Annotated in this window: 23 protein-coding genes and 1 riboswitch; of the genes, 17 read left to right on the top strand and 6 right to left on the bottom strand. The window is 45.1% G+C overall.

Going from position 1 to position 25,590, the window contains the following annotated elements; translation table 11 throughout:
- Positions 1-4: 4 nt before the first annotated feature.
- The 6 genes from NYE45_RS02905 (at position 5) to NYE45_RS02930 (ending at position 7,414) form a co-directional block, all read left to right on the top strand.
- A complete protein-coding gene (locus tag NYE45_RS02905) occupies positions 5-1,075 on the top strand; it encodes a Gfo/Idh/MocA family oxidoreductase (protein ID WP_047840275.1) in 1,071 nt (356 codons plus the stop codon).
- Positions 1,076-1,341: 266 nt separating this feature from the next.
- Positions 1,342-2,598: a radical SAM protein gene (locus NYE45_RS02910; protein WP_340015504.1), complete on the top strand. Its 1,257-nt coding sequence runs from the start codon at positions 1,342-1,344 to the stop codon at positions 2,596-2,598.
- Positions 2,599-2,957: 359 nt separating this feature from the next.
- Positions 2,958-3,857, top strand: coding sequence for an ABC transporter ATP-binding protein (locus NYE45_RS02915; RefSeq protein ID WP_340015505.1), 900 nt, complete (start codon positions 2,958-2,960; stop codon positions 3,855-3,857).
- Positions 3,844-4,629: a hypothetical protein gene (locus NYE45_RS02920; RefSeq protein WP_340015506.1), complete on the top strand. Its 786-nt coding sequence runs from the start codon at positions 3,844-3,846 to the stop codon at positions 4,627-4,629. The genes NYE45_RS02915 and NYE45_RS02920 overlap by 14 nt, the downstream gene beginning before the upstream one ends.
- A gap of 642 nt (positions 4,630-5,271) precedes the next feature.
- Entirely contained in the window at positions 5,272-5,700 is a 429-nt protein-coding gene (locus NYE45_RS02925) for a hypothetical protein (RefSeq protein WP_340015507.1), read from the top strand.
- A 43-nt stretch (positions 5,701-5,743) separates the two neighbouring features.
- On the top strand, positions 5,744-7,414 hold the full coding sequence (locus NYE45_RS02930) for an ABC transporter ATP-binding protein (RefSeq protein WP_340015508.1): 1,671 nt from the start codon (positions 5,744-5,746) through the stop codon (positions 7,412-7,414).
- A gap of 83 nt (positions 7,415-7,497) precedes the next feature.
- Here NYE45_RS02930 and NYE45_RS02935 read toward each other — a convergent pair whose 3' ends face one another.
- Both NYE45_RS02935 and NYE45_RS02940 read right to left on the bottom strand, forming a co-directional pair.
- Complete coding sequence (locus NYE45_RS02935; RefSeq protein ID WP_340015509.1) at positions 7,498-7,866, bottom strand: hypothetical protein; 369 nt, start codon at positions 7,864-7,866, stop codon at positions 7,498-7,500.
- A 94-nt stretch (positions 7,867-7,960) separates the two neighbouring features.
- Complete coding sequence (locus NYE45_RS02940; protein WP_340015510.1) at positions 7,961-10,540, bottom strand: UvrD-helicase domain-containing protein; 2,580 nt, start codon at positions 10,538-10,540, stop codon at positions 7,961-7,963.
- A gap of 396 nt (positions 10,541-10,936) precedes the next feature.
- Between NYE45_RS02940 and NYE45_RS02945 the strand changes: the two genes are divergently transcribed.
- Together NYE45_RS02945 and NYE45_RS02950 are read left to right on the top strand one after the other, a co-directional pair.
- On the top strand, positions 10,937-11,752 hold the full coding sequence (locus tag NYE45_RS02945) for a zinc ribbon domain-containing protein (RefSeq protein ID WP_340015512.1): 816 nt from the start codon (positions 10,937-10,939) through the stop codon (positions 11,750-11,752).
- Positions 11,753-11,825: 73 nt separating this feature from the next.
- Complete coding sequence (locus NYE45_RS02950) at positions 11,826-12,632, top strand: helix-turn-helix domain-containing protein (protein WP_340015514.1); 807 nt, start codon at positions 11,826-11,828, stop codon at positions 12,630-12,632.
- 269 nt (positions 12,633-12,901) lie between these two features.
- Here the strand turns inward: NYE45_RS02950 and NYE45_RS02955 are convergent, their stop codons facing one another.
- Positions 12,902-13,540, bottom strand: a complete 639-nt coding sequence (locus NYE45_RS02955; RefSeq protein WP_340015516.1) for an NUDIX domain-containing protein — start codon at positions 13,538-13,540, stop codon at positions 12,902-12,904.
- A gap of 79 nt (positions 13,541-13,619) precedes the next feature.
- On the opposite strand from NYE45_RS02955, the gene NYE45_RS02960 reads away from it, so the two are divergent.
- Positions 13,620-13,922 carry a hypothetical protein gene (locus NYE45_RS02960; RefSeq protein ID WP_056695593.1) on the top strand — a complete coding sequence of 101 codons (303 nt, stop codon included), beginning with the start codon at positions 13,620-13,622 and terminating at the stop codon, positions 13,920-13,922.
- 243 nt (positions 13,923-14,165) lie between these two features.
- On the opposite strand, the gene mscL is transcribed toward NYE45_RS02960, so the two are convergent.
- Positions 14,166-14,660, bottom strand: coding sequence for a large conductance mechanosensitive channel protein MscL (gene mscL, locus NYE45_RS02965; RefSeq protein WP_062837329.1), 495 nt, complete (start codon positions 14,658-14,660; stop codon positions 14,166-14,168).
- Between the two features lie 266 nt (positions 14,661-14,926).
- A riboswitch (purine riboswitch) is annotated at positions 14,927-15,026 on the top strand.
- Positions 15,027-15,326: 300 nt separating this feature from the next.
- Here mscL and NYE45_RS02970 point away from each other — a divergent pair.
- Positions 15,327-15,914, top strand: a complete 588-nt coding sequence (locus NYE45_RS02970) for a xanthine phosphoribosyltransferase (RefSeq protein ID WP_036613196.1) — start codon at positions 15,327-15,329, stop codon at positions 15,912-15,914.
- Position 15,915: 1 nt separating this feature from the next.
- Positions 15,916-17,277: a nucleobase:cation symporter-2 family protein gene (locus tag NYE45_RS02975; protein ID WP_340015519.1), complete on the top strand. Its 1,362-nt coding sequence runs from the start codon at positions 15,916-15,918 to the stop codon at positions 17,275-17,277.
- 347 nt (positions 17,278-17,624) lie between these two features.
- Here NYE45_RS02975 and NYE45_RS02980 read toward each other — a convergent pair whose 3' ends face one another.
- The gene (locus NYE45_RS02980) at positions 17,625-17,963 is read right to left on the bottom strand and encodes a hypothetical protein (protein WP_062837331.1); all 339 of its coding nucleotides are present in this window, start codon (positions 17,961-17,963) and stop codon (positions 17,625-17,627) included.
- A 316-nt stretch (positions 17,964-18,279) separates the two neighbouring features.
- Here NYE45_RS02980 and NYE45_RS02985 point away from each other — a divergent pair, with 316 nt between their 5' ends.
- Positions 18,280-19,518 carry a hypothetical protein gene (locus tag NYE45_RS02985; protein WP_340015520.1) on the top strand — a complete coding sequence of 413 codons (1,239 nt, stop codon included), beginning with the start codon at positions 18,280-18,282 and terminating at the stop codon, positions 19,516-19,518.
- 114 nt (positions 19,519-19,632) lie between these two features.
- Here NYE45_RS02985 and NYE45_RS02990 read toward each other — a convergent pair whose 3' ends face one another.
- Positions 19,633-19,908: a transposase gene (locus tag NYE45_RS02990; protein WP_340015522.1), complete on the bottom strand. Its 276-nt coding sequence runs from the start codon at positions 19,906-19,908 to the stop codon at positions 19,633-19,635.
- Positions 19,909-20,307: 399 nt separating this feature from the next.
- On the opposite strand from NYE45_RS02990, the gene NYE45_RS02995 reads away from it, so the two are divergent.
- The 5 genes from NYE45_RS02995 (at position 20,308) to NYE45_RS03015 (ending at position 25,587) form a co-directional block, all read left to right on the top strand.
- Positions 20,308-20,496 (top strand): hypothetical protein, encoded by a 189-nt coding sequence (locus tag NYE45_RS02995; RefSeq protein ID WP_017690840.1) that lies wholly within the window; start codon positions 20,308-20,310, stop codon positions 20,494-20,496.
- Positions 20,497-20,629: 133 nt separating this feature from the next.
- Complete coding sequence (gene map / locus NYE45_RS03000; protein ID WP_340015523.1) at positions 20,630-21,391, top strand: type I methionyl aminopeptidase; 762 nt, start codon at positions 20,630-20,632, stop codon at positions 21,389-21,391.
- A gap of 598 nt (positions 21,392-21,989) precedes the next feature.
- Positions 21,990-23,042: a cytochrome c oxidase subunit II gene (gene coxB / locus NYE45_RS03005; protein WP_062837334.1), complete on the top strand. Its 1,053-nt coding sequence runs from the start codon at positions 21,990-21,992 to the stop codon at positions 23,040-23,042.
- Positions 23,043-23,074: 32 nt separating this feature from the next.
- On the top strand, positions 23,075-24,964 hold the full coding sequence (gene ctaD / locus NYE45_RS03010; RefSeq protein ID WP_062837335.1) for a cytochrome c oxidase subunit I: 1,890 nt from the start codon (positions 23,075-23,077) through the stop codon (positions 24,962-24,964).
- On the top strand, positions 24,961-25,587 hold the full coding sequence (locus tag NYE45_RS03015; protein ID WP_047840264.1) for a cytochrome c oxidase subunit 3: 627 nt from the start codon (positions 24,961-24,963) through the stop codon (positions 25,585-25,587). The genes ctaD and NYE45_RS03015 overlap by 4 nt, the downstream gene beginning before the upstream one ends.
- Positions 25,588-25,590 lie beyond the last annotated feature (3 nt).

A 25,590-nucleotide genomic window follows, 5' to 3' on the forward strand; every position in this document is an offset into this window, starting at 1 on the left:
GATGATGAGCACGAAACAAATGCTACACATCGGAATGATTGGTACAGGATCTATCTCGGATCTTCATATGAGATGTTATGCCAAAAACGAGGATGCCGTCATCTATGCGATCTGTGATCTGAACGAGGAGCGGGCTAAAGCTGCGGCACAGAAGTATGATGCCCAGTCCGTCTATACCGATTATCGGGAGATGCTGGAGGACCCGCATGTGGATGCTGTCAGTATCTGTACTTGGAATAATACACACGCGGAATTCGCCATTGCTGCACTGGAGGCAGGCAAGCATGTGTTGCTAGAGAAACCGGTGGCAACCAATGTGGAAGATGCACTGCGGATTGAAGAAGCGGTGAAGAAGAGTGGACGTACCTTTATCGTTGGATTTGTGCGTCGGTATGATAACAATATGCAGATGATGCGCAGATTCATTGATGCCGGAGAGTTTGGTGAACTCTATTATGCCAAAGCTTCCATTCTGCGGCGGCATGGCAATCCGGGTGGTTGGTTCGCTGACAAAAGCCGTTCCGGCGGCGGTCCTCTGATTGACCTGGGCGTACATATCATTGACCAATGCTGGTATCTGATGGGCAGGCCCAAGCCTGTTTCGGTCAGTGGTAATACGTATCGGAAGCTGGGCAATCGTGCCCATATCGAACATCTTTCTTTTTACAAAGCAGCCGACTACAGCGCAGCTGTGAATGACGTGGAAGATATGGCAAATGCGCTCATTCGGTTTGAAAACGGGGCTTCGCTGGCGGTGGATGTGAGCTTTACCCTGCATGCACGCGGGGATGAATCTTCCGTGAAGTTATACGGTGAGCGCGGTGGATTTGAACTGGAGCCGGAGACACTGATCGTCACGGAGAAAAATAACACCATTCTGAATATTGAACCCCAGACGGACAACACGGGTCTCCATATTCATAGTGCATTCCAGAACCAGATTGACCACTTTGTGGATTGTTGCCTGAACGGCACAGAGCCGATTAGCCCAATTGCGGATGGTGTGGCTTCCACGCGCATGTTGTGCGGAATCTACGAATCCGCTGAGAAAGGGCAGGAGATTCGTCTGGATTAATTACGATTAAAATATAAAGTGTATTGTTTATGTTTAGGCATGCAAATCGGTGTATTCCGACTGAAGCATGTCTTTTTTTATTCCATATATGATAAAACTGTGAATTCACACTTCTATATTACATATAGTGACATTTGTCACCTGTATTTACATATAGATGGAATATAATAACATATGACAAACATATACTACTCATTCAAATTAATGGTAACGTTTACCTTTATGAAATTTGATTCCGTAAGAAAATCAAAGTATGAGGTGATATTGTGAGTTCTGTTTTAGATGATCGGTACCAATTACACAAGGACATTAGACAGTTTGAAATTGATGGAATACGCATGATTGGTAATATTGGTAATGGATCCATTATTGGTTTGGATGCAAAAGGTGTGCATTTGATTGAACAGATCAACAGTGGAGTAGAACTTGTTCAGCTTGATAAAGAAGAACAACAGTTACTAGAATGTATGATAGAGAATCAATTTTTTGTAGAAGAAAAGAAAGGGCTCAAAGCGGCTTATGTTCATCTTACAGATCGGTGCAATTTGCATTGCGTGGGGTGTTACTCCTTTGTGGAGGAACGAAATCTAAAGGATGCACTGCCTTTTGAAAAGATATGTCATGTATTATCTGAACTGAAAGCGAATGGTGCGGAACAAATTGTCTTTTCTGGAGGAGAGCCATTTATTCGCAAAGATATTGTGGAAATATGCAAGTTTGCAAAAGAGACTCTGGGCATTGAGAATCTGCATGTCATCAGTAATGGAACGATGAACTATCGACGCTATGAAGAGGCATTTCAATATATAGATGCACTTAGTATTTCCATTGATGGATATAATGAGGAAACACGATTTATTCGTGATCAGGGTATCATGCCAAAGATTATTAGCAATGTGACTTATTTAAGACAAAAGGCTTCTGTAACTTTGATTGCAACCATTCATGCTCAAAACATTAATCATATTGATGAGTACTTAAACTTCGCCAAACAACTTGATGTCAAACTTTCCTTCAGTATTTTTACGGTGAATCCAGAAGACGAATATTTTCGTCCATACATATTTGATCATCACTCCCTAGTGCAGTTTTCCAAGAAAATATCGAATCTGGATCAAAGTGTTCCTATCTATGACATGCCAGCAGGGGAAATTGAACTGACTTGTCGAGGGAACTGTGAAGTTGGTAAAGAGATGGTTAGCATTGGGGCAGATGGTACGATATATCCTTGTCATATGCTGCACGACTCATCCTTAAGTTTGGGCAATATACTGGAACAAGAATTGGATGAAGTATTGGAGCATCCGGATAATCCCTTCCTGAAACTTAATGTTGACAACATTGAAGAATGCAAACATTGCAAATATAGATATCTATGTGGTGGTGGATGCAGAGGTAGAAGTTGGTTGTACAACAATACACTTAATAACAGAGATGCCTTTTGTCCGTTTATTAAAAATTTCTACAGGGATTCGATTCAAAGATTAAAAGAGTCTATTGGATACATTGAATCCTCAGTTTGAAATTTTTGATAATATATTACTTTTAAGGAAGGGCAGGTGATAATATGTTGTTTTCGACACGTAAGACGGTATCCAAACCTAACTGTGTTAGTGTAGGTGTATTTGTGTGTGTGAGTTATGGAAATAAATGGTGATGAAGAAAACTGAATAATCATACTTATAAAAAGGAGATGTATCTCAATGTTGTTTTCGACTCGTAAAGCATTGTCCAAATCAAACTGTGTCAGTGTGGGTGTATATGTTTGTGTTAGTTTTGGTAACAAGTGGTAGTGTGTTATAACTTATAATTTTGGGAGACTCAGATAAAAATTTGTGTTCTGAGTCTCTCCATTCTATCAAGAGGATATAGGGGTAGATTTATGATTCTCGAATTGAAAGATGTGACGAAGTTTTACGGTAAACATTTGGCCCTTCATAATTTTTCAGCTAGTATTCAATCCGGTGAAATTGTAGGTTTGATCGGAAAGAACGGTTCGGGTAAAACTACGCTTATGAATTGTATTGTGAACCATATACAAACCACTTCAGGTACAATTCTCGTCGATTCGCATGATGTCCAAGAACAACCATCTTTAATCTCTCGATTCGGGGTACTGATTGAGAGTAGCTTTTTAGATTATATGAACGCATACGATAATTTGAAACTGCTTATGCTTGCTGACGGTGTCACGGATATGAACAAAGTAGAGTATCAATTGAACGAAGTACTCGAACTTGTAGGGCTGACCAAGAGAAAAAAAGAGTATGTAAAAAAATTCTCATTTGGTATGAAACAAAGGTTGGGTCTCGCACAGGCTCTGCTGAATGACAAGCCCTTCCTAATTTTAGATGAACCCTTGGTGGGACTAGACGTTATGGGTCGAGAATTGGTCAAAAATATCATAATTAAAAAGGCAAAACAGGAGAATAAGGCCGTTATTTTCTCTGATCACAACCTGAATGAAGTCAAGGATGTATGTGACCGAATTATCTACATTGAAGATGGAGAGAAAAAATACGATGGTGTATTTGACGACGGACGCAAATATGAAATCGTTTTTGATGAGTCATCCTCAAATATTTCTGCTTTACTGGATAAGATAGACGCAATTGAAAGTGTTAGGGTAATAGCGAACAGGATTCAAGTTGCTGATGTGGAGACACTCAACCAAGTGATAGAAGAAATTGTAACACATCAAGTGAAATTGCAAGATTTGAACGTCATAGAAGGTTCGCTCATTAGACTGTTTGAAGGAGATAACGAGCATGTTGAGCTTTAGAAACATATGCAACATTGAACTACGGAAATTGATGTATCGTAAGGATATGTGGATTATGCTTACGATGCTTGCAATCCCGGCTTTGTATAGCATCGGTATTTTTCTCAATTCCTCTGTTATTGTATTCACCGGGGAAGAGAAAGAATATGGCATGAGTTTCTTTGTGAATATGTTCAGCTTCGTAAATGCAGTATACATCTATTATTTTATTCTATCTCTGGTGTCTGTCCGATCATTGGGAGGTGAAATTGAGAACAAGAGTATTTTGTTATATACACAACGGATAAATAACCGTCCCAAAATGTACTTTGCAAAAGTTAGTTCACTGATATTGGCCTTTTTTGTGATATGTCTAGTTTTTTTAATCGTGACTTTGGTGATGTATTATTTATTTGCTGTTCAACGTGAAGATTTGGTGACGAGACAATTATTAAAATCGGAAGAATTAACAGGCTTATTCCTGTTTTTTTTGTGCATTGTATTGGTTTATATTTTCACAATTACATTCAGCGTTATGTTAAGTGTGTATTTCAAAACCAATACTGCGGTCATTATTTTTAGCATTGTCCTTATTGCATTTATGTTTGTTTCAGAGTTTCCAACCATTCAATATCTGTCCATCACGTATTATATTTCTAGGTTTGGAGAGTTGGATCTAACCCAAACGTCTGAGGCTGTGAAATTGTTTTTAGCAAATGCAGCATTAGTCGCAGTGTACAGTACTATTTTCAGTGTAATAGGAATAAGGAAGTTTGAAAGAAGGGATCTCTGAATGGAGAGCTTTTAGTGTCAAAAGACAGAAAGAGAACATTATAGAAGTTATTGGACACTTTCTCATCCTATTGATTTTGCCTACACTTATGGTCTCTATAAGTGGAATTGTCATGAGTTTTTTAGTACCAGGAAACAGTGAGTGGGTTTCATTATTTCTGATAATTGGAGTCAGTATGACCGTAGGATTTATTTTATTCCCTTATTCGTATCTGAAGAAGTTATATCAGGTGAAACGAGAGGAGTTGGGAGTTCGATCAGTCCAATACCTTGAAATCATTATAGGATGCATAACCTTAATTTTCCTCTATTCTTATTTATTTAGTAAAGGGATTGATTTTCAGGTTTTAATTTTAAGCACAGTTCAGATGTGCATTGTTGCTGTTACAGAAGAATTCTGGGCACGTGGGGCAATGTGCTATATCATCAGAAAGCTATATAACAGGGCATGGTTCGTTGTCTTGTTAAGCAGTATATGTTTTGCGTTTGTTACACATATGAATGAGCCCTTTATGGATAATGTACTGTATCGTTTACCTGGTTCGATTGTGATGGGTGTAATCTATGTAAAGACAAACAACTTACGCTACACGGTACTCTTTCATTTCACATATAATCTATTGAATATTTAGGGAGGGTGCATATGAAAACAAAACTACTATTTATCCTGTCGTGTGTTATTCATATCCTTTTGTTATTTGTTCTGGTGACGTTTCAGCGTCAAGTCGATATCATTCAGATCTTTGCTTTGGTTTTTCTTCCCATTGTAGCCAGTGTAGGTATTGGGCTCATTGCACAGATGTTTTGGATTAAAGAGAAGCAAGGGCATGCCAGGAATGTGGGAATCGTGTTTAGTATTCCAAGCTTGATATATACTTCTGTTGCTTCATATATCATAAGCAGGAATATTGAAAGTATTTTTAATGCTAGCCAGAAGTATCAATCCGACTACGTAAACATCTCGACTAGCAGCTCACCCTGGTTTGCATACATCATTATTATGGTGATCACACTGACACTGCATTACATAATTGCAGGAGCGGGGCTTAAACGTAAAATGAAACTCAATTAGCTGAATGTTCTGTGCTGTTCTGGAAGAAACCGGAGGGCCAATCATGAAATATATTCAGAAGGATTTAAAGTTCATTGTGTTAATTAGTGCCAATTTTCTATTATCGATTGTCTCTGTCTTATTTCCGCTGGCATTAATGAAGGTCACAGATTTCCTGATTGCTAATGAGATGAATTTATTCAGGTTCTATCTGTTTTTGGCACTTATAATTATCGTTATTCAAATGGCGATGACATATGTGACAGGAAGAATGAACAATACGTATGTCATGCATAGGACAATTGAGATTAGAAATCGTGTAATGAAAGCTTTATTACAATCAGAGTACGGACAGTTCAAATCTCAAAAGAATGATGAATATGCATCCTTGCTATTAACCAATATTCCTGTTCTGGAAAATGACTATTTCAAAACTGTGATTAATTTGATCTCGAAGTCGTTGTTGCTGGTAGTATCCATATGTACTCTGATTGTGTTGAACCCGTTGTTAACCTTGAGTTTGATTATAGTTATTGCTGTACTTGGCATATTTCCTCTTCTATTCACTAAACGGATTCTCTTGTTAAAAGAGGAATTAATCAAAAAAACAGAAGAATACACTAAATCTACAAGTGAAGCTTTATATGGATATGAAACAATCAAAATTTATAAGGTTGCGAATTATATACTGAACCGTCATGTCATTAAAATAAAAAAAATGGAACGGAAGAGCAAACAGTTTGGAGATATACTTATTCTGGCAAATGTTACATTCGGAAGTTCGTCTATGGTATTATTGCTACTGATTTTCTTGATTGGTGGTTACTCCGTGAGTACCGGTGCTCTCACAGTAGGTTCTCTTATTGCATGTACTCAATTAATCATGTATGTTTTTGAACCTGCTATCAGTATCACTCAGGATCTTAATATTGTTCGTTCCACTAAGCCGATACGCCAACAGATCGATAAGATTATTGAGCGTTCGGAAGATGGTGAAGAGAATAATAAAGTTTTCATTGATCAATTTGAAAAGATACATTTGGAGAATATAAGTTATGTATATCCGGATGAAGAGAAGGCGGCAGTTCGTCAGGTTTCTATCACATTAGAAGCCGGAAAAAAATATGCAATTGTTGGTGGGAACGGAAGTGGGAAGTCCACGTTATTAAAGATGATTGCAGGATTAATTACGGATTACACAGGATCTATCCGACTAGACAACAGAGATATGAAGCAAGTGAGTTATGAGAATTTGGCTTATATTGATCAGCAAACCTATTTGTTTAACACGACTATTCGGGAAAACATCCTTATGGGACAATCCGATGTTTCTTCCGACTTTGAGGAACTCCAATCACTCATTGAAAGACTGCAACTTCGTGAATGTATCAACAAGCATCCTGATCAGCTGGATTTTGTGGTAGGGGATCATGGAGAGTATTTATCAGGTGGGGAACGACAGAAGGTCTGTATTGCTAGAGCATTGTATAAAAGGCCTGAAATATTATTATTAGATGAGCCAGACTCCGCATTAGACCCTGAGACCCGTGATCAGATCAAGGATATACTGGGGCAGATGAAAGATGTGCTTTGTTTGATGATCACTCATGAGTATGATGAAAGTTTAAAAGGATTTGATGAGATCATCGTCATGGAGCAGGGGGAAATCATCCGAACAGGAAGGTATGAAGAGGTTCTCATGAAACATGAAACAACTTATAAAGCTTTCGTATAATCGAAAAGATTAAAGACTTCCATTCTCCTTAACCCGGCTTTGTTGCCCGAATCTATCGGAGAGGAAGTCTTTTTGGTATCCTGTCATTTATTCAGTGGTGAATTCTCGTACCCCGGGTCATCGTAATCCGTGTCCTGCAGTCTTGGAAGCACGTTCATGCTCTCAATCGCCTGCCGTGTGTCCGGCGTGCCATGGTCATACAGAAAGGTGTACAGCAAGGTCATGCCATCCGAAAATTGCTCTGTCGCCTCATCGTGGTCTGCCGATTTGTAGGGTACGGGAGCCCGTTGCAAAGTATAGGCATCGTCATCCTCCAGCACCTTCATCAGATCCTTCAATCGGCTCAACTGCCCGTCATCCACCAACACTTCAAAGGGTGTAGATTCGTTCTTTGTTCGTTCAATTAGGTTATGAGTTACCGATACATACAGATGTTGTTTGCCGTCCTGCATAATCCAACCTCCATTCTGAAATGGAAAAAAGACGCTTCTACTGTTAATAAACAGCAAAAAGCGCCCTGAAACGAGCGACTATGCTCGTGTTATTTTATTTCCCAAATCTCCCCGTTACGGGAACTTGGCGGGTACCTGCCTCCATCGATCCTGAACATAGTGGACAGACGGGAGGTCCCGATGATGCCTTCTTGGTTGCTTTTGAAGGCACAGCCGGCTTCTGTCTTAGCCACGCTTTGCAGGTAGACGAGCTGCATTTCCAGACCGCAACAGTCTCCGTACGCTCAGCATTACCTGAACCTGAAGTGTGCGACTGTGAACTGGAGGAGGTCCCAGCTGTCGGACTCACACCTGTGGTGCTGAATGCCTTATGATTGCGGATTTCACCACTCCCACGTCGTTCACCGAGGCGATCCTCATCTCGTTCGTTGTGGACCTCGAAGTCACGACGGTCACTGTGGCTTATTGCACGGCGCTGTGCCATATCCCGACCTTCAGAACGGGCACCTGAGCCTGAGCGGGTATACTGTCCATTGCCTTTGCCATATGAAGTCTGGCCGCTCGTCCGGCTCTCCTCGCGAGGTTTGCGTTTGTCTGGAACTTCCATGCCGAAGGCTTCAAGCAGGAAGCGGGACACATCCGCTGGCTTTCCGTGATGGCTTGCCGGTGAGGTGACATACAAGTACTGCTTGGCCCGTGTGATGGCAACATAGGCGAGCCTGCGTTCTTCCTCCAGCGCCATGTCCAGTTCGGCGTCTGTCTGCTGCACAGCAAGCGCAGCTTTCTGATCCTCAGGAATATCCTGGCGCAGTGCTGTACTGTGGGGCACAATGCCTTCACTGGCTCCGATCCAGTATACACAAGGGAACTCCAAACCTTTGGCCCGGTGGATCGTCATCAGTTGTACTGCGTCACTGTCCTGTGCGCGGCGCAGAGATTCCATCTCCCGGTGTCTGCGGGAGAGCTCATCCGCGAATTGGATGAACTCTTCCACCGTTTCGAATTTTTTGACGGCAGCTTCGAATTCATCCAGAGTTTCCAGCATCGTTTCCTTATAATGGGTGAAGATGCTGGGATCACCACTTTCCATATACTTATCGTAGAACTGCCTGCGCATCTCCTGTATGGCGATGATGGGCTTCAGTTTGTGCAGTGATTTGATCAGCTTGATGCGTTCCTTGACCTGTTCCTGCTGGAATGGTTTCAGCTTGTCCCATTTCACCAGATGGATGAGTGGGTATTTCTTAGCCTGTTGTTGTTCACAGCGTTGAATCCATTCCAGACCCGCATCACGTGATACATAGAGCGGTCCCAATGCACTTGGGAGAGCATCCATAGCTCGTGGATCAAGAGACAGACGCAAATGATCCATCAGGGGTCTGATGAGAGACTGGTCATAGAACACCGGAGAAGCACCATGCTGTACAAAAGGTACGTCTTTCAACACAAGCTGCTCGAATACAGCCCGGCTGCTGCTGGCTGTCCGGTGAAGAATCGCAATATCACGATAGGTGTGTTGCCCTTCTTCAACCTGTTGGCATAGCTGGTTTACGACCCATGCCGCTTCTTCCTCCGCATTGGAAGGTGTAGCGAAGCGCGGCGCATCTCCGCGGTTTCCGGCGGCACGCAGCCGTTTGTCACGTCTGCGTTTATTGCGGGCGACCAATTCACTTCCGAGTCCCAGAATGCGTGCATCACTGCGATAATTGATATCCAGCGTCACGATGCGTGCACCGGGGTATACTTTATCGAATTCCAAAATCGATTCCTGGCGTGCACCATTAAAGGTATAGATCGTCTGGTCATCGTCTCCCACAACCATCAGGTTGCGGTGAGCGTAAGCCAGTTTTTGCACAATTTCATACTGTAGGTGGTTGGTATCCTGGAACTCATCGACCATAATGTACTGGAAACGCTTTTGAAGCGGACCCAGAACAGCAGGATCACGCAGCAGAGCAGCTGCGCGCAGCAAAATATCATCAAAATCCATTTTGCCCCGATCCTGTTTCCAGGCTTCGTAACCTAGCAGGACACGCTTGGCGTCGCGTTCTTCCTGTGACTTTTCAGGCAGGTCGGTTGTTTCCGATCCTTGCATCTTCCATGCAGACAGCATCGCCAGCAGACTTTCAGGCTGGAAGGCTTCACTCATGCCATTTTGGCGAAGAAGCATCTTCAGTACGGTATGTTGGGCCCGTGACTCGCCAAAGATCTCTTCCTGCACACCGTAATGACGCAATAATGTCAGCGCAAAAGAGTGAAAGGTGCGAGCCTGTACGGCTCTCGCGGCTGCCGGGCGTATACCTGGCAATGCAGCGATTCGGTCTTTCATCTCGGTGGCGGCCTTGTTGGTGAACGTCACCAGCAGGATACTGCCTGCATGTACGCCACTGACCTCTATGAGGTAGCCGGCTCTTGCAGCCAGCACAGTCGTTTTGCCGCAACCGGCTCCGGCGAGCGTCAGAATCGGTCCTCTGCCATGGCGGACAGCCGAGATTTGTGGTGCATTTAGCTTGATGCCCGCCTCTTCCAGAGAACGAAAATAAAAGGCATCCTGTTGATCATTGCTCACGAGTTGCCGACTGGTCTCCAGCGGAGCAGACGGGGACTGGGGCAGGGACGCCGCCGGGGTAACCCCGAGCGGACGGGGGTAGAACGTTGAGTTCGGACTTAACATGTTTCATCCACCTCTGTATGCATTCAGGGATAGGACTATCCCGGTTAAAAGTAAACCATTTGCCCTTTTCACAATCGCATTGTAAATTGGTATGATAGAGTTAGTCGCCTAAACAGGCGGTTAAGTATGGTCAAAGCTTCATTATACCCGAACATATGGTCTTGACGAAAGCCCCCGATTTCATCCAGTATCGGTATAAAACGGGCACCAGCACGAGATTACGCAACTTTTTGGCATGATATCGTATAAGTTATATGCCTGAGCATTTTGCATGAAGGATGTAATATGCTAATCTACTAAAATTTGAAATGATAGAATCAATTTCATAAATCATTAAAAACGTTTATGAAATTGATTCGATAATATTGGTTTTGACGGGACAGAGGAGGAATGGTCATGAAACTGCTTCAGCGCATCAAAGACGGAGCGAACAAAGCAACAGAGCGTGCCCAGCACGCCGTTGAGATTGGGAAACTGAACAACCAGATTGTGGGCTTGCAACAGGAACAGGAAGTCCATTTTACAGATATGGGTCGCATCTTCTATGAGGGTTATCGGGCACAGGATATGACGCGTGCAGAAAAAGAAATGGTGGATCTGTCGCAGCTCTGCGACGAATTGCAGGACGAGATTGATGGCCTGCGCAACAAGATTGCACAGCTCAAGAATGAACGGTTGTGCGAGTGTGGACACGTCGCTTCCCTGGATGCCAACTTCTGCCCTAAATGCGGACGCAAGTTGGGTGAGTTCAAGTCACCAGCACCTACAGTAGGAGCTGCAGGAGTCGCAGGAGCCACCACAGCCGCGAGACAAGAGGCAGCTGTAGCTCAGACCCAAACTCCGGAGCCGGACTTCTACGATGCGCCACCTGAATTGGAACTGGAGGAAGACGAGCCGTATCACACGGTCATTCCGTCCATAGCCGATCTGGAGACGGAATCGGAATATAACAGTACCGAGTTTACCCAAGAAGAAAAGGAAGCGTTCGATGCGGAATGGGAACGTCGCAGAGATGAAGAGATGCAACGGGAGCGTGAGCGTCAGCAGGAGCTGGACGAACGCATCCGCTACTGGAAAGAAAATAACCCGATCGTGAACACGGTGGACGTACAGACCGAAGTATCACGCGAAATGGTGAATTGTCAGATTTGTGCAGCCGAGCTGCCCAAAGGGTCGAAGTGGTGCCCGCGCTGTGGTGCCGAACAGATCTGATCTGATGCAGTAGAAGCACTGCCGCATCATTGTGAGGCAGTGCGGGTTGCTGACAGCATGGGGGGACGGGAATATGGACCAACTGCTGCATCATTTGCGTCATCTCGGGTTTACCGAGATGGAATCTAAAATTATGGTGGAACTCGCTCGTCAGGGATCAGCCTCAGGATATGAGGTTGCGAAGCGGCTGGGCGTGTCCCGTTCCAATGTATATGCGACCCTGCAACGGCTGGAACAGCGTGGGTTCTTGCGGTGTAGTCCGGGGGAACCAGCGAAGTATAGTGTGCTGAAGCCTGAGGAGATGACACGCATGATCTCTGATCAAATGCGTACCTCTCTGGATTATGTCCAGAGCAGCATGCCCAAGAGCGAACCGGAGAAGCCTGTCTTCTATAACATTGAAGGTGACAAAAATGTGTTTGAGAATCTGAGCCGTGAATTGGCCGAGGCTCAGCATGAAATTGTCGTAGACGTTTGGCGTGAAGAGGCGGAGCTGCTACGTAATGACTTACAGCAGGCTGAGGCTCGCGGTGTGCGGCTGTTATGGTCGTGTGATGGCGGCGAAGGCATGCTCGATCAGCCTGTTCCTTTGCCGGGATTGCCTTTGTATGGCACAGGTAATGGTCGGAAATTTTCCCTGGTGGTGGATCGCCGCTGGTGCATGCTGGGCATGCGCGGTGAATCATGTGCCACACAGGCAGTGGTGACGGAGCATCCGGTAATGACCGGGCTGCTACTGAATCATTTTGCTCAAGAGCTGGTGTTGTACGAACTGGAGCAGGATATGGGTGAGGAACTGGAGTCCCGCTACGGGCACCGGTACGAAGATCTCTCTGCACGTTACTGGTCTTCTCCTTCAGGGGAGGATGACAAGAACTAGGCAGATCGGCGACTTAACCACTTCTGATGAAGTGAACACACTAGCACATAATATCTTTCTTTGATGAAACGAATATGTGTGTACATAAAGCAGGCGCTGCCCCGGGGCAGACGCCTGTTTGTGTTGATTTGAGATATGGCAGTGATGTTCGTCACAGCATCTGTTTCCAGTCAAGTCGATAGTAAAGGTATGAAGTTATGCTATTTTTGAGAAAATGAAGCTATGAACATTCGATTGAACTGGATCGAGTTGAACAGAATTGTACATGATCAGTCTTTGGGCACGTGATATAGAGCTTCCAGCACGTCCGTATAATAAGCTGTGCCATGGGGCACAAATTCCGTTGCCCGAATCTCGCGAACGATACGTTCCGGTTCAGTCAAGGGGTGAGTCTGAACTCCGGTAGCTTGAATGACATCGATCTCACTACGGAACATAGCGAGCAGATCATCCAGCGGCACTTCATACAGGCTATCTACCTCGCTGGGCTGCAGAACGTAGGCTTCGAGCGGCTGATTCAGACATAATCCATAGACCGCGCTGAATTCCCGATCTACAAATGGCACACCACGCACCTCGCCTTGGAGCTGCTGTGTAGCCGTGAGTAGATAGGTTAGTGCCTCGAATGGAGCATTCACACCCAATTCTTCCTCCAGCTCACGACTGGCGTCTTGCAGTTGCTCACCAGCGGTGAGATGACCTGCTGCTGTAATGTCATAACATCCGGGGAAGGTATCCTTAATATCACGCCGCCGCTGAAAAAGAACGAGTCGCTGCTCGCCTTCGTCACGCACGATCCAGCAGTGGAATGAACGGTGCCAATATCCTTTGGCATGGACCTCGCTGCGTAGTGAAGTGCCGATCCAATTTTGCTTATCGTCATAAATGTCGAAACGTTCTGGGGTCATGAAACGTATCTCCTTATATAGCAGTTTTTAAAGTTCAAAATTTCACAAAGTTTGTTTTAAACGAAAGGGGAACGATCGTATGGAATGCATTGTACACTTTCAGGTGATTTATCCGCAACCTCAGGAACGTAAAAGTCTTAGAGGACTTATATTTGTAGGGCAAGGTCAGGAACCGGCTAACAGTCAGTTAACCACCATGTTTAAGGATATGGGATTCAATGTACGTTTGGAAGATGAGGCCCAATTGTTGTTCAAGCCAGTGGATGCTTCGGCTAACTTTGAATATATTCGCGTGACGGAGCTTGATACCGGGGAAGAAGTTTATAAGGAAGATAAGGATCTGAAGTCGATCCTGGAGCATTTGCTGCCACGTCGTTTCTAGTTCATGAGCATGTGTGCAAATGAAATTCATGGGGGAGCACATATAATACATGTATGTTAGGCATAAAAAAGGCCCCACCTTTACGGTGGAACCCTTCAAACCTTTAAGCTACGCAACGAATTGTTAATGAAGCCCATATGGCTAGCTTTTCATACATAAACCCTAGCAAGTGAGAGGTTGTCCCCCGCATCAGGATTTATATCCGTAATTCAACTTGGTGAGTCTGTTAAACGCTCAGCGTGGTTACGCCGGAGCGCCGCTGCCTTCTGCTTCAAGCTCTGAAGTACAGTGCGAGCAGCGGGTAGCTGCAGCCGGAATTTCAGATAGGCAATATTTGCAAGCCTTGGTCGTTTTTTTCGGCTCGGGCTTTTTGTGTTCTTTGCTTTTCAGATAGTTGATACCCTTCACGAGCATGAAGATACAGAACGCAACGATGAGAAAATCAATCATGACGTTGATGAACTGTCCGTAAGCAATCACCGTAGCGCCAGCTTCATTCGCTTGAGCAAGTGTGGTGATGTCCTGTCCGTTTGCTGTTTTGATATCCCCGTCCAGGTTGATGATTTTCTGGCTGAAGTCGATTCCGCCCATCAGTTTTCCAACTGGTGGCATAATGATATCATTCACAAGGGACGTGACGATTTTACCAAAAGCAGCCCCAATAATGACACCGACCGCCAGATCGATGACGTTGCCGCGGACGGCAAACTCTTTGAATTCTTTAAGTACGCCTTTCATGTCTGCATGTCTCCTTTGATCATTTCATAATATAGGCCGCGTCTCCATGCATTCTCCGTTCAGATCCGCGCTTCCGTTCTCATATTGTACATAAAAAACACATTCCAATCACCCCTTGTTTGCAAATTAAGACAAGTTTCCGCAACTTCCATGAAAATACTTCTTTATTTCACGCCGCCGATTGGGTATACTTCTAACATTGTCAGTTATGTTTAACCATTTACATTCAGGTTCGCGATCATACATTGTAACGAATCATGGAGCCAAAAATTAAATATGCCGTTACTCGTATATGTGCAGGAATAGGCCTGCATGTCTCTACCCGATCACCGGAATGATCGGACTACGGGAAAGATGTTGCAATATTTTGTGTGGTTGGAATGAGATTATCCTCAGACAGTTTGACTGAAGAGCAGGTTCGGATAGCTTCTATCTGTTTCTGATTAGTCTGCTTGGACTTTCTCGCGTCAGGAGTCATATCCTGTCTTTCTGTTCTTCCATTACACTTGCAGCGTCCATACGGCTTGTCCATATACGTACAAGTCCGTCTTTCCCGTCTCCGGTTATTCCGCAGCGTGTGAAAAGGCGGGCTTTTTGTTTTTTTACCATGGGATTGGAGGGGCATGTTGGCATCTGTGCGGAGGGCATTCAGGGGGAAGAATTGCAATGCAATTGTTAAAAGACAAGGTAAGACAGGAAGGTATTGTCCTGTCCGAGCAAGTACTTAAAGTGGATTCATTCCTGAATCACCAGATGGATCCGGTTCTGATGAAGGAAGTCGGTAAGGAATTTATTCGCCGCTTTGAAGGCGAAAATATTACTCGTGTACTGACGATTGAGTCGTCAGGAATTGCGCCAGGAATCATGACCGCGCTGGAACTGAATGTGCCGCTGATTTTTGCACGGAAGCAGAAGTCGCTCACACTGACGGAAGACATTCTGGTAGAGAAAGTCTACTCCTTCACGAAGCAGGAGACGAATGAAATTACTGTTGCCAAGAAATTCATGAAGCCTGGGGATCGCGTGCTGATCATTGATGATTTTCTGGCAAATGGTGAAGCAGCATTTGGTTTGGCGCGCATTGTGGAGCAGGTTGGAGCAGAAGTGGTTGGTATCGGTATCGTGATTGAAAAAGCATTCCAGCCGGGAGGTCGCTTGCTGAAAGAAGCGGGATACCGTGTGGAATCGCTGGTTCGCATCGGAGCACTTTCGGATGGACAGGTTACCTTTGCGGACGAGGAGGGCACGAATTAATATGGCACGCGAACGTATTTTTCAGCGGCATCGGCATCCGATCAAAACCTTCTCACTTGGACTACAGCACGTGCTTGCGATGTATGCAGGAGCTGTTGTCGTTCCACTGATCGTCAGTAAAGCATTGGGTTTTACACAGGAACAACTAACTTATCTGATTGCCATTGACTTGCTGGCCTGTGGTGTGGCTACTCTGCTTCAGGTATGGGGAAATAAATATTTCGGCGTAGGGCTACCTGTCATGCTCGGTTGTGCATTCCAGGCTGTGTCTCCGATGATCCTTATCGGGATGAACAGTGGGGTATCTGCCATTTATGGAGCAATTATTGCCTCAGGGCTGTTCGTGTTGATCTTCTCTGGTCTATTCGGGAAGCTCATTCGGCTTTTCCCTCCAGTAGTAACGGGTTCCGTTGTGACCATTATTGGGTTGACTCTGATTCCGGTTGCTTTCCACGATCTAGGTGGCGGCCAAGGCCAAACGGACTTTGGTAGCGGAACAAATCTGTTGCTTGGATTCGGTGTACTGCTCTTTATCATTCTGATGACGCGTTTCACAACTGGATTCATTCGTTCCATCTCGGTACTGATCGGTTTGCTCGTAGGTACGTTGGCGGCAGGATTGATGGGCGAAGTTAATTTTGCTCCTATTCGCGATGCGAGCTGGTTCCATGTTGTTCAGCCGTTTTATTTTGGCAGACCGACATTTGAGATTGTACCAATCCTGACGATGATCCTGGTGGCGATTGTCAGCGTGGCCGAGTCTACAGGCGTATTTATGGCTCTGGGCAAGATATTGGACAAGGACCTGTCTTCCAAGGATCTGGCCCGTGGTTATCGTGCGGAAGGTCTGGCTATTGTGTTGGGCGGTATTTTCAACTCGTTCCCATATACAACGTATTCGCAAAATGTAGGACTTGTACAGATGACACGTGTGAAGACGCGTGATGTCATTGTTGTAGCTGGTGGAATCCTGGTGGTCATCGGATTTGTACCGAAGATTGCGGCACTGGCACAGCTCGTTCCAACAGCAGTTCTTGGCGGAGCCATGGTGGCCTTGTTCGGCATGGTGGTATCATCCGGTATTCGAATCATCGGTAGTCAGGTTGATCTGAACCGACATGAGAATCTGTTTGTCATCGCTTGTTCTGTAGGTATGGGACTGGGTGTTACTGTTGTGCCTGAGTTGTTCGCTGGTACACCGGACTGGGCTCAGATTATGCTCGGTAACGGCATTATTGCAGGTAGCTTCACGGCGATCTTCATGAACTTGCTGTTTAATGGTCTGGGCACCAAGGAAACGGCTGCCAAAATGGCTGAACAACAAGCAGATGCCATCCTTGGAGAGACGGGCAAGTCAGCTTAATTAGCACGAATTAGGCTAGATTTATCATCCAGCATGATTGTTATGTTAACTGTTCTGAATAGATGCTTAACAGGATGAATATTCAAGCAGGTTAATACATGATGATATACAGCATGAATGGTTTATGGCTTACATCATTTATGCTATGAATATTCAATCACTTTAAAGTAAGAAGGCATTCCCCTAAATCAAATGCAAGGTGAGTTGGATGATGGATAGAATGTCATTATGGTCAGGGTGTATAACTTAAAATTTTATAACTGGTTTTCCTCATTATAATTAAAAGACGATCCAAACCCGGTTGAAAAGGGAAGGATCGTCTTTTCTTTTGATCAAGTCTCCTAAAGTTACAGATGTCGCATCTGTTTCTCTGCAAAATCGCCAACCCACGGCAGCTTCAACCATTTCCCCTGCAGGCTGGTGACGACCATGATGAGCCAGACCACCACACCGAGCAGGGATAACAGCGATGCCACCAGGGGTCCAAACAACGGAAGAAAGGCCGATAAGACATGCCCGACCATAATGATGCCAAAGACCGTTACGGATTGCAGCGCATGGAATAACACGAACCGACTCCGCTTCTCTACAGCGAGAAAGACAATCCCGCCTACAAAGGTGAACAGATAACAGAGCATACCGGCAATATTTTCATCCAGACCGCTAGACGATTTCATGGGGGACATCCGGTCCAGCCTCCTTTGTCCTTTTTAACTAGGCTATGAAGGAGATGGACAGAACTGAACCGGTTTGACCAAGGAATGTTCCGGACGGACAGAACAAAAGGTAAGACACAATATAGGTAAACAAGTGAGACTATAGATTCATTTGAAAATTTAAGTGCGTATACACACATTCAATATGAGACTTTCTACATATTCAAAATATTCCATAAAATTCCGATTTATATGAGTGCGCTATAAACAATATCTTTTTAGGGAGGAAGAAAGATTTTTCTAGCAATTGTCTGCCCAATACATAGTGTAATCAAGGAGTGGAAGAATGTTGTATCAGACTGAACAAGAACACTGTCCGGAATGCGGACATCAGATGGAGATAAATCCAGCGTATATGACCTGGTGCGTGAATTGTAACTGGAACATTTACGGAGAAGGGGATCAAGGGAGAGAACCTGCATCTGAAAAATTAAACAAAAAATCGGGGGAGTATTCCTCTGACCGATTGTTCGAAGCATTCAAGTATAGTATAGATCGAAGTCTCCCCTTCACCAAACAGAGCGTATTTACCTATTCGATTGCGCTTCTCGTTCATTTTTCAACATTAGCTATCTTGGGCGTGGCAATCTATTTCTTTTCAACCAATTCAACATGGCTAGGTATATTAGGCATTGCGCTGCTTTTCCTCTGGATCACAATTATATTGCCATATCGGAAGCGACTTCCGGGCAGGGTGATCTCTAGAGACGAATATCCAGAATTGTGTGGAATGATTGATGAGATTGGTGAGCGCTTGAATGTTCCACCTGTGGATATGGTCATCATTAGCGAAGAATATACCACATACAACCTGCATCTCAAAAGAAAAAAGAGAGTACTTGTCATAGGCATTCCCTTTTTTGCAGCCCTAACGTTACAGGAGAAGATCGCCGCGATCAGTCACCAAATGAGTCAATTTGCACATCCGAACATTTCCAACAGCTCACTGGTCGAGCGAGCCAGGCATGTACTGAATTCTTGGATTGACACCGTTGATCCACAAGACAGCGGTCTGTTATATTGGGTGGTATTTCCACTCATAATACTACGCTTATTGTTATTTGCTATTATAGCTGGGGTCTATTCATTGTTAATCAAAAGCATGCGGAATGAGATGCAGCGAGTATTCTACATCGCAGATCATGAAGCATCAGAGACAGCTGGCAGTGAGGCAGTGTTATCTCTATTTTTGAAGTCCGAGATGGAAGGCCTTTTTGCACATACGGCTGAACAGGTGGCAGAATATCAATATAACAAGGAGCTGTATGAGGAGTTTAGAAAACGGATTTCTGCCGTTCCAACTCAAGAGCTCCTTCGTATTCAGCGGAGACAGGAAATGAATGATAGTCAGAACCGTAGCTACCATCCTCCAATGAGGAATCGCATCGGATTGATAAAGGAGCATTGGGCAATGATTCCTGGTTATCGACCTGATGGAGCGAAAGAACGGAGAATTAACGAGGAGTTTCGTCTATTGGAGCAAAGCTCCCAGAAAATTCTGCTAAGTGATTTGAGGGGGAATTAATCAACAAACTTTTATGGATATCATTGCAAATAAAAACAAGGGCAGTAGCAGCCGAACTTTGGCTTGTTCTGCCCCTGTTTTTTGTGGGTAAGCATACGTTAACGTAAGAAATCCTTATCCTCCCTCGATCTGTCTGCGAGGGTTTGTGATCTTGCCAATTTTATCGGTGTCGTTTTCTTTGGGCACCAAACGTTCATCGGTACCACCTTCGTGGTGATTATCAAATGCATATTCCGTCAGTTTCCATTCCGACTTGCCGAGAACGGGATCAGCCGGGAAGTGTTGCCCCCGATGCAGATGTTCCTCACGTCCGGCTTCGTTGATGTAGACTCCGTCTACTTCCACCTTTTCATGTGAAAGGGGCAGCATATCCTGTTCTTTGCGTTCCATGAAACGGCGCCTCCTTTGGATACCAGTAATTTAACTATATGGGTTGTCCGTGATAATATCCCCCGAATAGTTCAGTGTTATGCTGGATATATTAATTCCGTATAGAATGACGGCAATCATAACATATGATTCGGAATTAAACTTTTTGGGCATGAAAACCGTTATATTTATTAGAGGAAATCGTCAAGTCGTAAGATACTTCCGAATATGCTACAATAAGATTATGATTCAATCCGAATCATATCGGGTATTTATAGTGTCAGGTACTTGCTTTCTAGCGAGGTTCCCGACCTAAAGCTTGCTTTAAGCCGCGCACACAACTTCATGGATGGCATTTAAGACTTATTCGGCATTCTCTAAACGGAGCATTCACTTTCAACGTTTTGGGAGGGAATTACAATGGCAACGAAAGGTCACAATGAGGTCAAAGAAAGTTTGAGGGAAATGACTCGGATTTTCCGTCCTAAGGATCCAAAAAAATTCGTGAAGGAGTACGTGAGAAAATACCGGATTACGGGTGGATATGAGGAAGAATTGACTTCTGTGGTTGAGCATGAGCTTGTCAAGATGGATTCTTCCGTGTCCTGAAACAACACACAACTCTGATTATACTGTTCCGATAATGAATAGAACCGTCTCTCGGGCGTTAAGCTCCGGCAGGCGGTTTTTTTTGCGTTCCTGCTGCATATATATGGGAGTACACCTATAGCGGGAAGGATGAATGCATGTGGACCCTATACTGAAAACCAAAGAAGAGATTGGCTACATGCGGGAAGCAGGACGAATTTTGTGGAGCTGTCACCAGCATATTGAGCAGTGGATGGTCCCTGGGATCACGACAGCAGAGATCAACGAGCGGGTGGAAGAGTTTCTCGCAGAACATGGGGCTACACCGGAGCAGAAAGGGTACAAAGGGTATCCTTACGCGACTTGTGCCTCCATCAATGAAGTGGTCTGCCACGGATTTCCGGGTGATGAGGTGCTGGCGAGCGGAGATGTGGTGACCATCGATATGGTGGTAAACAAAGACGGCTGGCTTGCTGACTCGGCCTGGACATATGGAATTGATGAACCAAGCAGATCCGTTCGCAAGCTGATGAGGCGTACAGAGAAGGCGCTTGAGCGGGCCATTGCACAGGCAGTTCCAGGCAACACGCTCGGAGATATTGGAAGTGCCATTGAACGAACGGCCAGACTATATCGGTACGGCATCGTGAAGCCGCTCATCGGTCATGGGATTGGGCAGTATATTCATGAACCGCCGAATGTACTGCCTTATGGCAAACGCAGAACGGGCATGATGCTCACCGAGGGCATGGTTATTACCATTGAACCGATCTTTACAAAAGGCAGTTCAGGAGCCGTTGTATGGGATGAGGATGGATGGACGGTAAGGACGGTGGATGGCAGCTGGGGAGTTCAGTATGAGCATACGGTTGCCATAACCGGAGACGGCCCTCTAATTCTGACCAACGGTACGTAAGATGAAGTGCGCGAAGCAGATAAGCTGATCGAGCTACAATTCGAGAGTTAGGATTCAAATTTTTTTCAGAATTCTTCAAATGCTCCATGCTGTTTGAGTTTGAATAAAGCAGTATGGAGCGGTATGTATGACTTCCAAGTGAATATGGAAGATGTTATCCATAAAATCGGATCTTTCTTTTGCATAATCCCGCATGTTTTCAATGTGAGAAAAATCGCCAATAAATCAAGTTTTATCACCGAAATTTGGCAAAAATTTTCAAATGTAGAGAGTAATATTTTTAACTGAAATCGTTTACAAATCAAGTTGCAGAGCGGTTTTTTACATAAAGTGAACAATTTGTGAACATGTGTCCAAAGATTGACAAAATCATACCCTCAACTTATATTTAATAAGTGATTGAAGCATATAGAATGAATTGGAAGAATGCGCAGACATGCCCTGAGCAGGAAATGACGGGAGTACTGGAAGCGTTATTTTTGTAAGCGTTCTGTATGACGAAGAGGATTATGCGTATCGTGCTGAAACGTACCTTTTGTTGCCTTTCTACCGAACGACAACGGTAATCTACGAAAACGTAAAAAAGTGGGGTAGATCAATGATGAAACAGTGGCAGGTTGCAAAGCGAATTCTCCCCTTGCTGGCGGTGTTCTCTTTGCTGCTATCCGCATGCGGGCGGGAAGACTTGTCGGTAATGAAACCTCAGGGTCCTGTGGCGCAAGGCCAATATGATCTGATGAAGCTGTCCATCGCGATTATGATCGTGGTGCTCATCATTGTATTCGCCATAGCGGCCTATGTCCTGATCCGGTTTCGCAGACGAGCCGGGCAGACTGAGATGCCCGAACAGGTTGAAGGGAATTTCAAGCTGGAAGTAATATGGACAGCCATTCCGTTATTGCTGGTTATTGTGCTGGCAGTACCGACGGTACAAACGATTTTTGCCCAAGGCGAAGATTTGTCCAATGACAAAAACGCACTTAAGGTCCAAGTCACCTCGCATCAGTACTGGTGGGAATTCACTTATCCTCAATATGACGTAACCACCGCTCAAGATCTCATCATCCCGACCGGAACAAAAATCGCATTCGAATTGAAAACCGCTGACGTGCTTCACTCCTTCTGGGTGCCGTCACTTGCGGGCAAAATGGACACAAACCCGGATGGAACGCTTAACAAGTTTAGTTTCTCCGCGCCAAATGAAGGCGTTTACCGCGGTAAATGTGCCGAGTTATGCGGCAGATCGCATGCTTTCATGGAATTTAAGGTAAAAGCGGTGAGTCAGGAATCCTTTGACAGATGGGTGAATCAAATGAAAGCACCCGCAGTCCTTCCTGAAGATGCTCAATTGGCCGAAAAATTCAAAACAAATTGCCTTTCTTGCCACGCTGTTGGCGACCAAGGTGGACCTGTTGCACCTGACCTGACGGGAATCGGCGGCAAAGAATCTGTCGCAGGAATTCTGCTGAATTATCGTGAGGGACAGGAAGAAGGAAACCCGGTACTGGATAACATGAAAGAATGGCTCCATGATCCACAATCCGTGAAGCCGGGCAATACCATGCCGAATCCCAAAGATCTTGGGTTGACGGATGAAGAAATCGACGGAATTGCCGAATATCTGGCCAACTACAAATTGGACTATGAATAGAACAGCAAGGACGAAGAAGGGGGTACACAACCTTGGCTCATGCGCATAGCGTCAAGAGGTACAGGGGCTTGATGGATTGGATCACCACCGTCGATCACAAAAAAATCGCCATTCTCTATTTGGTTGCAGGTGGATTTTTCTTTGGAATCGGCGGCATTGAAGCCATTTTGATTCGGATTCAACTGATGAAGCCGATGAATGATTTTGTATCGGCACAGGTCTTTAACGAATTGATTACCATGCACGGAACAACGATGATTTTCCTTGGTGTCATGCCACTTATATTTGCCATTATGAATGCTGTCGTGCCTTTGCAGATCGGGGCGCGGGATGTGGCTTTCCCGTTTCTTAACGCGCTGGGTTTCTGGACGTTCCTGTTTGGGGGATTGTTGCTGAACCTGAGCTGGGTTATGGGCGGGGCACCGGATGCGGGCTGGACCTCATATACGCCGCTTTCGGGCAGTGAATATAGTGGAACGCATGGTGTGGATTTTTACACCATCGGTCTCCAGATCGCGGGTCTGGGAACACTCATCGGGGGCATTAACTTTCTCGCAACGATTATTACCATGCGTGCTCCAGGCATGTCTTACATGCGGATGCCGATGTTTACATGGACGACATTTATTACATCTGCCATTATCCTTTTTGCTTTTCCTGCCATCACGGTAGGGCTTGTACTTTTAACGTTTGACCGTATTCTGGGAGCGAATTTCTTCGATGTCGCAGGTGGCGGTAACCCGGTACTCTGGCAGCACATCTTCTGGATCTTCGGGCACCCGGAAGTATACATTCTGATTTTGCCGGCATTTGGTATCATCTCGGAGGTTATTCCGACCTTCTCGCGTAAACGATTGTTCGGATACAGCTCCATGGTATTTGCCACCATCCTGATTGCCTTCCTGGGCTTCATGGTATGGGCGCATCACATGTTTACAACAGGTCTGGGTAATGTAGCCAACGCGCTTTTCTCCATCTCCACGATGTTGATTGCCGTACCAACCGGGATCAAAATCTTTAACTGGCTCTTTACGATGTGGGGTGGACAGATCCGCTTTACAGCGGCAAATCTGTTTGCGGTTGGATTCGTCCCAACCTTCGTTATGGGTGGTGTTACAGGCGTCATGCTGGCATCTGCTCCGGCGGATTTCCAGTTCCATGATACCTACTTTGTTGTGGCCCACTTTCACTACGTTATTGTAGGGGGACTGGTGCTCGGATTGTTCTCGGGACTGCATTACTGGTGGCCTAAGATGTTCGGACGTATTCTGAGCGAAACACTGGGTAAATGGACATTCTGGACATTTATGATCGGTTTCCAATTAACGTTCTTTGTACAGCATTTCCTCGGTCTGATGGGGATGCAGCGCCGGATCGTTACATACTTGCCGAATCAGGACTTTGACCTGCTCAATCTGGTCAGCTCTGTCGGTGCGTTTCTGATGGGTGTTGGGGTTATCATGTTCCTCGTGAACATCGTGATCACAACAAGAAAACCGGCTGGTGCGCCGAACGATCCGTGGGAAGACGGACGTACACTGGAATGGTCCATTCCTTCCCCGCCACCGGAATATAACTTCAAGCAGACTCCACTGGTACGCGGAATCGATGCGTATTGGAAGGAAAAGATGGCAGGACATACAGAGATGACACCGGCAGAACCTGTAGGTTCGATTCATATGCCTTCAGCAACGCCTTTGCCGTTTGTAATGTCCGTAGGTATCTTTATCGCAGGACTTGGCTTGATGTTTAGCAAGGATGATTTCGGTAATGCGTTTATGAACGGATTATTCAACAATTATATTGTAGTTATTATTGGTCTCGTAATCACATTTGGCGCAATGGCACTTCGTTCACTTTATGATGATCATGGCTGGCATATTGAACCGGAGGATCAGGATGAGAAGGGGGCTAGAACATGACAACCTCACATGCCGAACCGGTGAACGACAAATTGCCGCATGAACCGGAGAAGGCAACACTGGAAGGACGTAACAAGCTTATCGCCTTCTGGTTGTTCCTTGGCGGCGAGACGGTACTGTTCGGTACACTCTTTGCTACCTTCCTGGCTCTTCGTGGTCAAACCAATGATGGACCTACAGCGAATGAATTGTTCCACTTGCCGCTCGTGGCCGCTGCAACGTTCATACTCCTGGTCAGTAGTTTGACGAGTGTATTTGCGATTCAGGCCATGCATAAGGGCAAGCGTGATGCACTGGCGTTGTGGCTGGGCATCACGGTGGTACTGGGTATGGGATTTCTCGCACTGGAAATATACGAGTTCTATGAGTATGTGAAACATAAAGAGTTCGGTATGACCACGAGTGCATTCAGTTCAGCATTCTATACACTGGTCGGGTTCCACGGAGCCCACGTTGCTTTCGGTATTGTGTGGATCGGAATCATTATCGGGCAGCTGTTCAAAAAAGGATTGACGGTCGTAACTGCACCTAAAGTATACGTCTCCGCAATGTACTGGCACTTTATTGACGTGGTCTGGGTGTTCATCTTTACGGTCGTGTACCTGCTCGGAAAGGTGGGGTAACAC

Origin of the sequence: Paenibacillus sp. FSL K6-1318 (genome assembly GCF_037976905.1) — a bacterium.
GTDB classification, from domain to species: domain Bacteria; phylum Bacillota; class Bacilli; order Paenibacillales; family Paenibacillaceae; genus Paenibacillus; species Paenibacillus amylolyticus_A.

What these genes read in the sequence shown, in the direction of transcription:
- NYE45_RS02925 (WP_340015507.1), top strand. Translation starts at nt 5,272, where the DNA reads ATGAAAACAAAACTACTATTTATCCTGTCGTGTGTTATTCATATCCTT.
- NYE45_RS02985 (WP_340015520.1), top strand. Translation starts at nt 18,280, where the DNA reads ATGTTGTATCAGACTGAACAAGAACACTGTCCGGAATGCGGACATCAG.
- NYE45_RS02975 (WP_340015519.1), top strand. Translation starts at nt 15,916, where the DNA reads ATGGCACGCGAACGTATTTTTCAGCGGCATCGGCATCCGATCAAAACC.
- NYE45_RS02970 (WP_036613196.1), top strand. Translation starts at nt 15,327, where the DNA reads ATGCAATTGTTAAAAGACAAGGTAAGACAGGAAGGTATTGTCCTGTCC.
- NYE45_RS02955 (WP_340015516.1), bottom strand. Translation starts at nt 13,540, where the DNA reads ATGACCCCAGAACGTTTCGACATTTATGACGATAAGCAAAATTGGATC.
- mscL (WP_062837329.1), bottom strand. Translation starts at nt 14,660, where the DNA reads ATGAAAGGCGTACTTAAAGAATTCAAAGAGTTTGCCGTCCGCGGCAAC.
- NYE45_RS02940 (WP_340015510.1), bottom strand. Translation starts at nt 10,540, where the DNA reads ATGTTAAGTCCGAACTCAACGTTCTACCCCCGTCCGCTCGGGGTTACC.
- NYE45_RS02960 (WP_056695593.1), top strand. Translation starts at nt 13,620, where the DNA reads ATGGAATGCATTGTACACTTTCAGGTGATTTATCCGCAACCTCAGGAA.
- NYE45_RS02935 (WP_340015509.1), bottom strand. Translation starts at nt 7,866, where the DNA reads ATGCAGGACGGCAAACAACATCTGTATGTATCGGTAACTCATAACCTA.
- NYE45_RS02945 (WP_340015512.1), top strand. Translation starts at nt 10,937, where the DNA reads ATGAAACTGCTTCAGCGCATCAAAGACGGAGCGAACAAAGCAACAGAG.
- NYE45_RS02980 (WP_062837331.1), bottom strand. Translation starts at nt 17,963, where the DNA reads ATGTCCCCCATGAAATCGTCTAGCGGTCTGGATGAAAATATTGCCGGT.
- NYE45_RS02930 (WP_340015508.1), top strand. Translation starts at nt 5,744, where the DNA reads ATGAAATATATTCAGAAGGATTTAAAGTTCATTGTGTTAATTAGTGCC.
- NYE45_RS02950 (WP_340015514.1), top strand. Translation starts at nt 11,826, where the DNA reads ATGGACCAACTGCTGCATCATTTGCGTCATCTCGGGTTTACCGAGATG.
- NYE45_RS02990 (WP_340015522.1), bottom strand. Translation starts at nt 19,908, where the DNA reads ATGGAACGCAAAGAACAGGATATGCTGCCCCTTTCACATGAAAAGGTG.
- NYE45_RS02905 (WP_047840275.1), top strand. Translation starts at nt 5, where the DNA reads ATGAGCACGAAACAAATGCTACACATCGGAATGATTGGTACAGGATCT.
- map (WP_340015523.1), top strand. Translation starts at nt 20,630, where the DNA reads ATGCATGTGGACCCTATACTGAAAACCAAAGAAGAGATTGGCTACATG.
- NYE45_RS02995 (WP_017690840.1), top strand. Translation starts at nt 20,308, where the DNA reads ATGGCAACGAAAGGTCACAATGAGGTCAAAGAAAGTTTGAGGGAAATG.
- NYE45_RS02920 (WP_340015506.1), top strand. Translation starts at nt 3,844, where the DNA reads ATGTTGAGCTTTAGAAACATATGCAACATTGAACTACGGAAATTGATG.
- coxB (WP_062837334.1), top strand. Translation starts at nt 21,990, where the DNA reads ATGATGAAACAGTGGCAGGTTGCAAAGCGAATTCTCCCCTTGCTGGCG.
- NYE45_RS02915 (WP_340015505.1), top strand. Translation starts at nt 2,958, where the DNA reads ATGATTCTCGAATTGAAAGATGTGACGAAGTTTTACGGTAAACATTTG.
- NYE45_RS03015 (WP_047840264.1), top strand. Translation starts at nt 24,961, where the DNA reads ATGACAACCTCACATGCCGAACCGGTGAACGACAAATTGCCGCATGAA.